The organism is Waltera intestinalis (assembly GCF_009695995.1).
GTDB lineage: Bacteria > Bacillota > Clostridia > Lachnospirales > Lachnospiraceae > Acetatifactor > Acetatifactor intestinalis.
The window spans coordinates 108,145-121,045 of record NZ_VUMU01000001.1; the positions used below are offsets into that span (position 1 = coordinate 108,145).

Annotated in this window: 12 protein-coding genes, 1 tRNA gene and 1 riboswitch; of the genes, 10 read left to right on the forward strand and 3 right to left on the reverse strand. The window is 48.5% G+C overall.

Annotated elements, in window-relative coordinates; translation table 11 throughout:
- Positions 1-14 precede the first annotated feature (14 nt).
- The 3 genes from FYJ59_RS00505 (at position 15) to FYJ59_RS00515 (ending at position 5,145) form a co-directional block, all read left to right on the forward strand.
- Positions 15-4,187, forward strand: coding sequence for an efflux RND transporter permease subunit (locus tag FYJ59_RS00505; protein WP_154494831.1), 4,173 nt, complete (start codon positions 15-17; stop codon positions 4,185-4,187).
- Positions 4,188-4,277: 90 nt separating this feature from the next.
- Positions 4,278-4,350: transfer RNA gene (locus FYJ59_RS00510), tRNA-Thr, on the forward strand.
- A gap of 108 nt (positions 4,351-4,458) precedes the next feature.
- Entirely contained in the window at positions 4,459-5,145 is a 687-nt protein-coding gene (locus tag FYJ59_RS00515) for an HAD family hydrolase (RefSeq protein ID WP_154494832.1), read from the forward strand.
- 3 nt (positions 5,146-5,148) lie between these two features.
- On the opposite strand, the gene FYJ59_RS00520 is transcribed toward FYJ59_RS00515, so the two are convergent.
- Positions 5,149-5,481 (reverse strand): cupin domain-containing protein, encoded by a 333-nt coding sequence (locus FYJ59_RS00520; RefSeq protein WP_154494833.1) that lies wholly within the window; start codon positions 5,479-5,481, stop codon positions 5,149-5,151.
- 122 nt (positions 5,482-5,603) lie between these two features.
- Here FYJ59_RS00520 and FYJ59_RS00525 point away from each other — a divergent pair, with 122 nt between their 5' ends.
- The 7 genes from FYJ59_RS00525 (at position 5,604) to pgsA (ending at position 10,813) form a co-directional block, all read left to right on the forward strand.
- Positions 5,604-6,782: an ATP-binding protein gene (locus tag FYJ59_RS00525; protein WP_154494834.1), complete on the forward strand. Its 1,179-nt coding sequence runs from the start codon at positions 5,604-5,606 to the stop codon at positions 6,780-6,782.
- Positions 6,783-6,879: 97 nt separating this feature from the next.
- Positions 6,880-7,758, forward strand: a complete 879-nt coding sequence (locus tag FYJ59_RS00530) for a YicC/YloC family endoribonuclease (protein ID WP_154494835.1) — start codon at positions 6,880-6,882, stop codon at positions 7,756-7,758.
- 17 nt (positions 7,759-7,775) lie between these two features.
- On the forward strand, positions 7,776-8,057 hold the full coding sequence (locus FYJ59_RS00535) for a DUF370 domain-containing protein (RefSeq protein WP_118550609.1): 282 nt from the start codon (positions 7,776-7,778) through the stop codon (positions 8,055-8,057).
- Complete coding sequence (gene gmk, locus FYJ59_RS00540) at positions 8,047-8,682, forward strand: guanylate kinase (RefSeq protein ID WP_118550608.1); 636 nt, start codon at positions 8,047-8,049, stop codon at positions 8,680-8,682. Before FYJ59_RS00535 ends, gmk begins: the two co-directional genes overlap by 11 nt.
- 1 nt (position 8,683) lies before the next feature.
- Positions 8,684-8,923 (forward strand): DNA-directed RNA polymerase subunit omega, encoded by a 240-nt coding sequence (gene rpoZ / locus FYJ59_RS00545; RefSeq protein ID WP_154494836.1) that lies wholly within the window; start codon positions 8,684-8,686, stop codon positions 8,921-8,923.
- A 5-nt stretch (positions 8,924-8,928) separates the two neighbouring features.
- A complete protein-coding gene (gene rimO / locus FYJ59_RS00550) occupies positions 8,929-10,257 on the forward strand; it encodes a 30S ribosomal protein S12 methylthiotransferase RimO (protein ID WP_154494837.1) in 1,329 nt (442 codons plus the stop codon).
- A gap of 1 nt (position 10,258) precedes the next feature.
- A complete protein-coding gene (gene pgsA, locus FYJ59_RS00555) occupies positions 10,259-10,813 on the forward strand; it encodes a CDP-diacylglycerol--glycerol-3-phosphate 3-phosphatidyltransferase (RefSeq protein WP_118545650.1) in 555 nt (184 codons plus the stop codon).
- Between the two features lie 101 nt (positions 10,814-10,914).
- Here the strand turns inward: pgsA and FYJ59_RS00560 are convergent, their stop codons facing one another.
- Positions 10,915-11,625 carry an energy-coupled thiamine transporter ThiT gene (locus FYJ59_RS00560; protein ID WP_022153329.1) on the reverse strand — a complete coding sequence of 237 codons (711 nt, stop codon included), beginning with the start codon at positions 11,623-11,625 and terminating at the stop codon, positions 10,915-10,917.
- A 131-nt stretch (positions 11,626-11,756) separates the two neighbouring features.
- A riboswitch (TPP riboswitch) is annotated at positions 11,757-11,874 on the reverse strand.
- A 46-nt stretch (positions 11,875-11,920) separates the two neighbouring features.
- A complete protein-coding gene (locus FYJ59_RS00565; protein ID WP_154494838.1) occupies positions 11,921-12,715 on the reverse strand; it encodes a Cof-type HAD-IIB family hydrolase in 795 nt (264 codons plus the stop codon).
- Positions 12,716-12,901 lie beyond the last annotated feature (186 nt).

Below are 12,901 nucleotides of genomic sequence, written 5' to 3' on the forward strand. Positions count from 1 at the left end.
AGGCGCGGGAATATATGGAAAAATTCAGTGTAAAAAAACCGTTTACAATTCTGGTGATGGTAGTTGCCATCATTATTCTGGGATTTGTAAGTTTATCGGGAATGACAACGGATCTTCTGCCTAAGATGAGTCTGCCGTATTTACTGGTGATCACGACTTATCCGGGAGCGAGTCCGGAGAAAGTGGAGTCCAGTGTGAGCGAACCTGTGGAAAGCGCATTGGGCTCCATTTCCGGTGTAAAGAATGTATACAGTATGTCCTATGAAAACTACGGGATTGTAGAACTGGAATTCGCAGACGGAACGGATATGGATTCCGCCATGGTAAAGGTATCGAGTGCTCTGGACAGTGTGAAATCAGCATTGCCGGAGGAATGCGGTTCTCCGAATATCATGGAGATCAGCATGGATATGATGGCTTCCGTATATCTGGCGGCATCCTATGAAGGGAAGGATATTCAGGAGACCTCGCGGTTTGTCGAGGACGCGCTGATCCCCTATCTGGAACGGCAGGAGGGTGTGACCAGTATCTCTGACATCGGAATTGTGGAGAATTCCATCTCTGTGGATCTGAATCAGGATAAGATTGATATGTTGAACGAGAAAATCCTGGCAAAGACCAATGATGCTTTTGCGGATGCGGTGGATCAGCTGAATGATGCGAAGAAGCAGCTGCTGGAATCAGAGCAGAAGCTGGCAGACAGCACGCAGGAGCTGGTCGACGGACAGAAGGATATCGATGACGGCAGGACGAAGTTAGACGATGCGCAGAAGGAACTGGACGAGCAGAAGGAAAAACTGGAAGATGCCAAGGATTCCCTGGAGGATCAGAAGAAGGATACCGAGAATAAGCTGGCGACCGCCAGCCAGGCACTGGATCAGCTGAACGCATTGCAGACAGACCTGCTGACGTTACAGGCGCAGGAGGCATCGCTGAAAGCGACGATCACACAGATAGAAAAATCCCTGGAAGAACAGGGCAAGACTACAAATGATATTCCGAATGTGGTAGCCGGATTAGATCAGATGAGTACAGTTCTGACATCTTCATTAGTGAATCTGACGGAACAGGACAGCACATATGTAAATACAGTTCTTGCTGCATCCAATCCTACTATGAGCCTTAGTGTGCTTGGAATAGATAAAACGACATGGGATGCCCTGACGCCCGAAGGACGAAAAGAACTTTTGCAGAAAACAGCAGCCGGATATCAGACCCAGAAGGAGCTGTTATCCGGGTATGACGACTACGTATCTTCCCTGAACAGCCTTCAGGTCGAGAAAGCCGGCGTGCAGGCAGCAGTATCCACAGCAGAAGCGGAGCTGAAGAAGAGCGGTGTTTCCTATACGGATATTGAAAAGGCAAAAATCGAAGCGGCGGCAGGCTTCGGTGCGGCTTCTGCACAGATCTCTTCCGGACAGAGTGCACTGAATTCCGCCCAGACAACCCTTGACAGCAACAAGGAGAGCCTGGATTCTGCCCAGGACCAGATCACAGAGGGCTGGGATTCCATTGCGGATGCGAAAAAGCAGCTGGCAGACGGCTGGGATCAGTATAATACCTCTCTGGAGAATTTTGAGGCACAGAAGGCAGAGGCACTTCGTAATGCCAATGCAGACCAGCTGGTGAATATGCAGACACTGTCACAGCTGATCTACGCACAGAATTTTGCCATGCCGGCAGGATATCTGGATGATGCGGAGGACAATTCCTGGCTGCTTAAGGTCGGAAGCAATTATGAAAGTGTGGACGAACTGTCCAATATCGTACTTACCAATATTGAAGATATCGGGGATGTACGGCTGTGCGATGTGGCTGACATTACGGTGATCGATAACGCCGATGACAGCTATGCCAGACTGAATGGTCAGAGTGCAGTGGTACTGTCTGTGTTCAAGAGTTCCACAGCGGGAACAAATGAGGTGAGTAAAAATATCACTGCTGCAATTTCAGAGCTGGAAGAGCAGTATCCCGGACTGTCGGTACTGACACTGATGGATCAGGGCGATTACATAACTATGATCATAAATGGCGTATTGCAGAGCATGATCGTAGGTGCGGCACTGGCGATCCTGGTCCTGGCGTTGTTCTTAAAGGATGTAAAACCCACCATCGTTGTAGCTGTCAGCATTCCCCTGTCTGTTCTGACGGCATTGATATTAATGTATTTTACAGGTATTTCACTGAACATGATGTCGTTATCGGGTCTGGCACTCGGAATCGGCATGCTGGTGGATAACTCCATCGTCGTGATAGAGAATATCTATCGTCTGCGGTCTAAGGGAGTCGGTGCGGCGAGAGCAGCGGTACAGGGTACAAAACAGGTGGCAGGTGCGATTATTGCTTCCACCCTGACAACAGTCTGCGTATTCCTGCCGATGGTATTTACCGCAGGAACTGTCCGTGAACTGATGATGCCCATCAGCCTGACGATCATATTTACCCTGGCGGCATCGCTGCTGATCGCTATGACCGTAGTGCCGGCAGCAGGTTCGACCCTGCTTCGTAATTCCAAAGAGAAGAAGCATCCGTTCTTTGACAAGGTGCAGGATATCTATGGAAAAATGCTGGCATTCTGCCTGAAAGTGAAGGTCGTGCCCCTTGCCATTGCCATCGGCCTGCTGGTATACAGTATCTGGGCGGTCATGCGGATGGGTATCGTCATGATCCCGGATATGACATCTAACCAGATTGAGATATCTGTGCAGATGCCGGAGGATACGGATAAGGAAGAATGCTACAAGAGGGCTGACCAGGTGCTGGATGCCATGACGACCATAGATGGCATCGGAGATGTAGGCGCCATGGCAGGTGGAGATACCACCCTGGTGGCTTCTTCTTCCGGTATGTCAGACAGCACCTACGATCAGTTTACATTTTTGGTGCTGACAGAAAATGAGAATGCCGGAAAAGAAGAAGTAAACAGAATCTGCAGGGAGATTGAAGAACGCACAGCGGATATTGACTGTGAACTGACAATATCAACGGGAATGTCTGAGATGAGCACGATGATGGGTTCAGGATTATCTGTTAAGGTATATGGCGATGATCTGGATACCCTGACGAAGATCACGCAGGACATTTGCGATCTGGCTGCTACGATCCCGGGCTATGAAAACATTTCCAACGGGCAGGAAGAGCCGGATCAGGTCATCCGTCTGGTGCTGGATAAAGATGCCGCCATGCGCAAAGGGCTGACGGTTGCCCAGATTTTTTCAGAGCTGAACGGAAAGCTGACGGAGAGTACCGATGCCGCTACTGTGACCATAGACGGCGAGGATATGAAGATCGTCGTAAAGGATGGAAGAGAACCGCTGACCCGTGAGAATCTCCTGGACTATAATTTTGAGATCCAGACTACGGATGATAATGGCAATACTGTCACAGAGGATCATCCGCTGTCTGAGTTCGCAACACTGGAGCTGGAGGATGGTGTGCAGAGCATCAACCGTGAGAATCAGAGCCGCTACATGACGGTGACAGCCACTGTGGCGGAGGGAAGCAATGCCACCCTTCTGTCCAGAGAATTGCAGCCATTGATCGATGCGTATGAATTGCCGGACGGTTATACCATTGACACTGCCGGAGAATCCGATACGGTCAATCAGATGGTGTTCCAGATGAGTAAGGTATTGCTCCTGGGTCTTGCCCTGATCTATCTGGTCATGGTGGCACAGTTCCAGAGCCTGCTCAGTCCGTTTATTGTATTGTTCACAGTACCTCTTGCGTTCACGGGTGGTCTGATAGGATTACTGCTTATGAATGAGCCGCTGTCTGTTATGGGTATGATGGGCTTCGTGGTGCTGCTGGGTACGGTTGTCAACAACGGTATTGTGTTCGTGGATTATGCGAACCAGCTCCGTATGGGAGGACTGGAACGCAGAGAGGCACTGATCGCTACCGGTAAGACCAGAATGCGCCCGATCCTGATGACAGCACTTACCACGATCCTGGCAATGGTAAGCCTCCTGTTCGGAGATGACCTCTCCAGCCAGATGTCCAAGGGCATGGCGATCGTAGTGGCGGGAGGACTTGCTTACGCGACCCTGATGACACTGTTCATCATCCCTGTCATGTATGACATCCTCTTCAAGAGAAAGCCTCTGCAGGTGGATATCGGCAGTGAGAACCTGGATGACGTACCGGATGATGCGGCGGATTACCTGAGACAGAAGGGAAAAATATAAATTGTAGCAAAAAAAGAAAAAATTTGTGTTGACAAATATAGATTGCTTTGTTACAATGAATCACGGTGATTGCGTTAGCAGTCACGTGATGCTGCTGTGGCTCAGTCGGTAGAGCGTCGCATTGGTAGTGCGGAGGTCACGGGTCCGATTCCCGTCAGCAGCTCTGGATGAAAAGAGCGGAAGCCTTGATTTTACAGGGTTTCCGCTTTTTTGTTGGCAGCAGGTAGGGAACGTGGTACAATAAAACAAATAATCGGATATAGGGAGAATTATGAAAAAAACAATAACAGCAGTAGTATTTGACATGGACGGTGTGTTATTTGACACTGAGAGAATCTACATGGAGTGCTGGAGAGAAGCGGCAGAGCCTACGGGACTTAAAAATGTGGATGAGATATCCAAAGCCTGCATCGGCAGAACCTTACAGGGCACGAAGGAAGTATTCGAGGCAGCAAAGGCAGAGCAGGGCATTGACATCTCCTTTGAAGAATTGCATGAGGACTGCAGTCGTAGATTTAAGGAAAAGGAAGAACGGGATGGCCTTCCGGAAAAGCCCGGCGTACATGAGATCCTGGAATATTTAAAAAAGCAGGGTATTCCCGTAGCACTGGCTTCTTCCACGCGAAAAGCGGCAGTGATGGAGCATCTGGACAGAGCAGGTATCACATCTTATTTTCAGAAAATTATCTGCGGCGACATGGTGGAGCATGGCAAGCCTGCACCGGATATTTATCTGAAGGCTTGCGAGGAGCTTGGGGTTGCACCCGGACAGGCACTGGCGGTGGAGGATTCCTTCAACGGTATCCGATCCGCCTATGCGGCAGGCTTATATACGGTGATGGTGCCGGATCAGCTGCCGCCCACAGAAGAGATTCTTGCGCTGGTAGACAAAAAGTGTGACAGCCTGACAGAGCTTCAGGCACAGCTACCGCAGCTTCTGGAGGTATGTGGAGACTGAGGATCATTCTACTGCGGCATGGAACCACAGAACCTTACAGCAGTCACAGGAGGGATCCCGTCTGATCACATGATCCGTGTGAGCAGGTACCATAAAGGCGGTACCGGGCAGCAGAGGGATTTCTTCGCCACCGACGAGAGCATATCCTTTTCCGTCCAACACGAAGAAGCCTTCCTGATCGTCATGCTTTTGCGGCATGTGATATTCTGTGCTGCGATAGAGGGATACGCCCATACGACAACCTTTTACACACCCCTGATCTTCATCTAACAGAGTGTGCCCGGTGCGCTCGGGCATTTGAGCTATAATGGAATCTAAAGTAGTATAAGGAATCATTTGTGTACCTTTCTATGAATGTAATGTAACGATTCAGTTACCATATTTTTAATAACAGTGTAGCAGAGTGAGAGAGGAAAAACAATAGACTGCCTGTTCGGGCAGAGTAAAGGAATATAAAAATGGAAGAAAAAGAGACAATACAGCCCATTGAGATCACATGGGAAGAACTACAGTCCCGGGACCTTGACCGATACATTCTGGTGGATACCAGAGGGGATGAAGCAGTAAACTATGGAATGATTCCCGGAGCCATTGCAATCCCCGAATGTGAACTGGTGGACAAGCTGGCTGCGGCAGCAGGGGATAAAAAAGTGATCCTGTATTGCAGCCGCGGGCAGAACAGTAAAGCGTCCGCAGAATATTTCCGGGAACAGGGAATGGACGTCTACAGCTTACAGGGCGGCTATACCGGGTGGCTTCTGAACCTGATGCAGAAGGAACAGGCCGGAGAAAAAGAAAACGAGCGGGCACGGGAGATTGAAAAAAGCATCCGCAAAAAATTCCATAAAGTCCTGTTTTCCCGATTTGCCAAAGCTATCAATGAGTATGACATGATCCGGGAGAACGACAAGATCGCCGTATGTATCTCCGGTGGTAAGGATTCCATGCTGATGGCAAAGCTGTTCCAGGAGCTGAAGCGTCACAACAAGTTCCCCTTTGAACTGGTATTTTTGGTGATGGATCCCGGTTACAGTGAGGCGAACCGCAAGATCATCGAGAACAATGCGAAGCTGATGGATATTCCCATCACGATCTTTGAATCCCAGATATTTGATGCGGTGTATGATATCGAGGATTCCCCCTGCTATCTGTGCGCCCGAATGCGCAGAGGCTATCTGTATAGCCATGCAAAGGAGCTGGGGTGCAATAAGATCGCCCTGGGACACCATTACGATGATGTTATCGAGACGATCCTCATGGGGATGCTGTACGGCGGGCAGGTGCAGACCATGATGCCGAAGCTGCACAGCACGAATTTCGAGGGCATGGAGCTGATCCGCCCCATGTATCTGATCCGCGAGGACGACATCAAGCACTGGAGAGATTACAACGATCTGCATTTTATCCAGTGTGCATGCCGCTTTACCGATACCTGTACCACCTGCCGTACCGATGGCAGCAGCCCATCCAAACGTATGGAGATCAAGAACCTGATCGCTTCCCTGAAGCAGACCAATCCCTTTATCGAAGGGAACATTTTCAAGAGCGTGGAGAATGTCAACCTACGCACGATCATCGCCTATAAAGAGGACGGTGTGAAACATCATTTTCTAGAGCATTATGACGAGTGGAAATAGGGCACCTGCACTTGACGGAAGGAACTTTTTTATTCTATAATAGAATGTAAACCGTAAATTGTGGAAGGCTTTATGCGCCCTTACAACAGGAGAAGCTATGATCAAGAGTATGACGGGATTTGGCAGATGTGAGACTGCCGAGAATAACAGAAAGTTTACCGTAGAGATGAAGTCTGTGAATCATCGCTACCTTGATGTGAACATCAAAATGCCGAAGAAGCTGAATTTCTTCGAGTCTGCGATCCGCAGTGAACTGAAGAACTACATTTCCAGAGGTAAAGTGGATCTGTTCATTACTTATGAAGATTTTTCCGAGAACACGTCCAGCGTCCGTTACAACAAGGAACTGGCAGCGGAGTATCTGGGATACCTGAAGCAGATGGCCAGCGATTTTGATCTGGATTGTGATATCAGGGTGTCCACCCTGTCGAAGTATCCGGATGTCTTCGTGATGGAAGAGCAGGATATCGACGAGGAAGAGCTGTGGAAGGAACTGCAGAGAGCCTTAAAGGGTGCCTGCGAGATGTTCGTACAGACCCGGATCACCGAAGGGGAACATCTTAGGGATGATCTGATCGCGAAACTGGACGGCATGCTGAAGCTGGTAGATTTCATTACAGAGCGTTCTCCCCAGATCATCGTGGAGTACCGTCAGAGACTGGAAGAGCGGGTGAAGGAACTGCTGGGTGATACCACAGTGGACGAAGGAAGACTTCTCACGGAAGTGACGATCTTCGCGGATAAGGTGTGTGTGGATGAAGAACTGGTGAGACTGCGCAGCCACATTGAGACCACGAAGAATACACTGACAGCCGGTGGCAGCATCGGAAGGAAATTAGACTTTCTGGCGCAGGAGATGAACCGCGAAGCCAATACGATTCTGTCTAAGTCTAATGACCTGGAGATCTCCAACTGTGCCATTGAATTAAAGACTGAGATCGAAAAAGTCAGAGAGCAGATACAGAATATTGAATAGCCACGAAAGGCGATACAATGAACCGACTGATCCATGTGGGATTTGGAAATATTGTGAATACAGATAAGATCATTGCTATAGTAAGTCCGGAATCCGCACCTATCAAACGCCTGGTGCAGAAGGCAAAAGAGACGGGACTGGCAATCGATGCCACACAGGGACGCAGGACGAAATCCGTCCTGGTCATGGAGAACAGTCAGATCGTGCTGTCTGCACTTTTACCCGAGACGATTGCGGGAAGAGCACAGGCGCTGTGGCCGGAAGATGAAAAAGAGGACAGTGAAGAAGATGCAGAATAAGGGAATATTGATGGTGATCTCCGGATTCTCCGGAGCCGGCAAAGGAACACTGGTGAAAAAACTGTTATCGGAATATGACAATTATGCATTGTCTATCTCCATGACTACCAGAGGACCGCGTGAAGGAGAACAGGACGGAAGAGAATATTTCTTCCGCACCAGAGAACAATTTGAAGAAAATATTGCAAAAAACGGATTTATCGAGTATGCTCAGTATTGCGGCAATTATTACGGAACGCCGAAAGCATATGTGGAAGAGCAGATGCAGGCAGGCAAGGATGTGATCTTAGAGATCGAGATTCAGGGAGCCATGAAGATCAAGGAACAGTTCCCGGAGAGCCTGTTACTGTTCGTTACCCCTCCCAGTGCAGAAGAGTTGCAGAAGAGACTGGTGGGCAGAGGAACCGAGACAGCCGATGTGATCGCACAGAGACTGGCACGGGCTTATGAAGAATCAGAAGGCATGGATGCCTATGATTATATAGTAGTGAACGACGATCTGGATGAGTGTGCTGCAGCGGTACAGAAGTATGTGGAAGCAGCGAAAAATGTACCGTCCCGTCGTGTAGAATTTATCACAGAGATCAGAGAGGAACTGAAAGGTTTCGCGAAAGGAGCAAAATAAAATGTTACATCCCTCTTATACCGACTTAATGAAAGTAGTAAACCGCGAGGTAGAGCCCGGCGAAGCACCCGTAGTCAACAGCCGTTATTCTATCGTTATGGCAACTGCCAAGAGAGCAAGACAGATCATCGCAGGTGACGAGCCTCTGGTAACAGCCAAGGTGGATAAGCCCCTGTCTATCGCAGTAGAAGAGCTGAATCAGGGTAAGATCAAGATCCTTGGTGATGATGAGGAAGCATAAGACGCATGAAGATATTGTTTGTATCCCTGGGTTGTGACAAGAATCTTGTCGATTCCGAGAAGATGCTTGGCATGCTCCAGGAAAAAGGTTATACCTTCACGGATGATGAAGCAGAGGCAGATGTTGTAGTGGTAAACACCTGTTGCTTTATCGGTGATGCCAAGGAAGAAAGTATCAATACATTATTGCAGATGGGAGAACTGAAGGACAGCGGACAGGTCAAGGCACTGATCGCTGCCGGGTGTCTCGCCCAGCGCTACCGCGAGGAGATCCAGAAGGAGATCCCGCAGGTGGACGCCATTATCGGAACCACTGCTATTGATGAGATCGTAGCTGCCCTGGAGGAGATCCTGGCAGGACAGAAACAGAACCATTATGAAGATATTAATGCCGCCCCTGTGACAGAGACCAACCGTGTTGTCACTACAGGCGGACATTTTGCGTATCTGAAAATTGCAGAAGGCTGTGACAAACACTGCACCTACTGTATTATTCCGAAGGTCAGGGGCAATTACCGCAGCGTTCCCAAGGAGAGTCTGTTAAAAGAAGCCAGAGAACTTGCGGATAAAGGCGTACGGGAGCTGATCCTGGTAGCACAGGAGACCACGCTGTACGGTGTGGATCTGTATGGGAAAAAGGAGTTGCCCGGACTTTTACATGAGCTGGCGCAGATTCCCGGTATCTACTGGATCCGTATTTTATACTGTTATCCGGAGGAGATCACGGATGAACTGATCGATGCTATTGCAACAGAACCCAAGGTATGTAACTATCTGGATATTCCCATCCAGCATGCTTCCGACAATGTGTTGAAACGAATGGGCAGACGTACTGACCAGGCAGAGCTTCGTGCCATCATTGGGAAACTTCGGGAGAAAATCCCCGATATCTGCTTACGTACCACACTGATCAGCGGATTTCCCGGAGAGACCCAGGAGGATTTCGAGGAGCTGTATCGTTTTGTCAACGAGATGGAATTCGACCGTCTGGGTGTATTTCCTTATTCTCAGGAGGAAGATACTCCCGCTGCAACTATGGAAGACCAGGTACCGCAGGATGTCAAGGAATTCCGGAGAGATGAACTGATGGAATTACAGCAGGCAATCGCCTTTGACAAGGCGGAGGATATGGTAGGACACATCCTGACCGTAATGATCGAGGGCAAGGTTGCGGACGAAGAGACTTATGTTGCAAGAACCTACAGAGATGCCCCTAATGTGGACGGCTATCTGTTCGTGAATACTTCAGCGAATCTGATGACCGGAGATTTTGTCAATGTTCTGGTCACCGGTTCCAATGAATATGATCTGATAGGAGAAATATATCATGAGTAAAATGAATCTGCCCAACAAGCTGACTATTTTTCGTGTGATCCTGATCGTACCGTTTATTATCCTGTTACTGGGAGGTCAGGCTGGATGGTTTGGCGAGAACACCTTTGTGACGGATATGATCGCACTGGCTATCTTCATCATTGCCAGCCTCACCGATCTGATCGACGGTAAGATTGCAAGAAAATATAATCTGATCACCGACTTCGGTAAGTTCATGGATCCCCTGGCGGATAAGCTGTTAGTATGTTCCGCCATGATCGCACTGATCGAGATGAACCGTATCCCTTCCTGGGTGGTCATCATCATCATCGCCAGAGAGTTTATCATCAGCGGCTTCCGTCTGATCGCTTCCGACAATGGCGTAGTCATTGCCGCAAGTTACTGGGGCAAGTTCAAGACCACCTTCCAGATGGTCATGATCTGCCTGATGATCGCCAACTTCCCGCAGCTGCAGATCCTTACCAATATCATTATGTGGATCGCACTGATCCTCACCGTGGTATCTTTGATAGATTACCTTGTGAAGAATAAAGATGTCATGAAGAACACGAAATAAGATTGTCAGCAAAAATAGAAACCGTGATTTGTGAGCAAGCTCCCAATCACGGTTCTTATTTTGCCTATGCGCGGCTATGCTTTCGTAAACTTTCAATCTACCTAATCATTTAAAGCCATCTGTTTTAATTTCGAGAACAGATTCTGTACCGGTTTCACGGACAGGATCAGTAATGTTACTGCCGCTTCAGCGAAGATATAGATCGCATTGTAGGCGAGGGAATAGGGCAGGGGATCCCAGCCTTCCCAGGCATACGCGCCGAAGAAGATCCACCCGGAGATCACGGCGAACACATATCTACCCAACACAGCGGTGATATATCCCTTCAGCAGTCCGAATTTCGCATTGGAGAAGAGTCCGGACAATCCCAAAGCACCGAAAGCCAAAATGTAATCAACGATCAACTGCATGGGATACAATACATAGGGATCAATGAGAAGCTGTAACACACCGTAAGCTACTCCGGTGGCGATACCTGCACCCAGACCGAACCAGTAACCGGGCAGGCAGATCACCAGCATGGACAGAAGCGTAATGGAACCGCCGGTAGGAAAATGGAACAGCTTGATGTTTGACAGCACGGTTCCAAGAGCGATTGCCATGGCGCAGAATGCCAACTGCTTTACGGTCAGCTTACTGTGAGCCATTTTCTGATCAACGTCGTCAGCCCCGGTCTTATTTCTCTGCTTACGGGCAAATACAACAGCCACGGCCAGCAGAGCGATCAGGACAACCACTAACAGGACATTGCCCAGAGCAGTGGGGACATAAGTAGTCTCGCCCCAGTCATTCACAACAACATTGTACAACATAAAAAAATCCTCCTTCGTATGCGCGAGGAGGGACAACATCGTATCCATGCAAAAATTACAGTCTTGAACGGCACTCATATAATGTACGGTTCTCATACACTGTTATCAGCAGTGTATATGTAGACAATAACTGCATGAAATCTATGCTTCCTTACGCCGGTATTATCCGGTTCAAGTAGTGAGGGTTAGAAATGATGGCATAGTCTTGCAACACTTCAGTCTCAGCGATGTGCTCCCCTAGCGGAATATAATATTTACTTCCTTACTATAGTGCTTTATTGTGACAGTGTCAAGCTTACAGAAAAGTTTTTAATATCTGCAGCACGCCGTTTTCCCAATAAGGCGCACAGGTTCTCTTTGCGGCAGCGATTACTTCCTCTCTTGCGTTGGATACGGCATAGCTGGTTCCGGCGCTCTCAAGCATTTCTATATCATTCAGATTGTCTCCGAAAGTGCAGGTTTCATCCGGGGCAATGCCAAGATATTCCTGTAAAAACCGAATAGCGGTCCCTTTGTTCACACCTAATGGGTTACAGTCTATCCATTCTTTGCCGGAGGAAGCGATTTTAGCCTTGGTCTGCCAGGTGGGAGTGAAAAGCGGGGCACACATTTCTTCACATGCCGAAGGATGATACACTGTGAATTTGATCACGTTGTCCACAGGTGCTTTTAACAGGTCCGGTACTTCACGGATATCATATCCGTAAGAATCCGTAAGCCAACGGAACATGCGGCTTCCGGCATCTTCTGCCAGACAATAATCCGGAGTGGCAATAAAACAGTCACAGTCCGGTAATTCATTGCGAACCGTTTCACACATTCCATGCCAGACATCTTCGGGCAGAGTGTGGACTTTTAAAATTTTGTAAGGGGTACGGACTACCGTGCCACCGTCCGTGATATAGAGAAGCTTATCGCAAACGGGAGCGAAAAGCTTTCGTTCACTGATGAATTGCCGGCCGGAGCAGGCGACGAAGATGATTCCTTTTGAAGTCAGTTTTTCAATTACGGGCATATATTCCGGATCGATCATCAGAGTACCGTCTTTTAAAAGCGTACCGTCGATGTCGGTTGCAATTAATTTAATCATAGCTCCTCCTGTTAATGGAAAGATGGAAAGTATGCTATGATTATAGCCTATCTATAAGCGGATTTGCAATGACAACCGCAAGATAAAACAGTTGGAAAATCGGCGAAAATATAGTATCGTAGATGGTAAAGATAAAGAAGCGGTAGAAACCTAAGGAAACAGTAAGAATCCTGGAGAAGTAGCAGG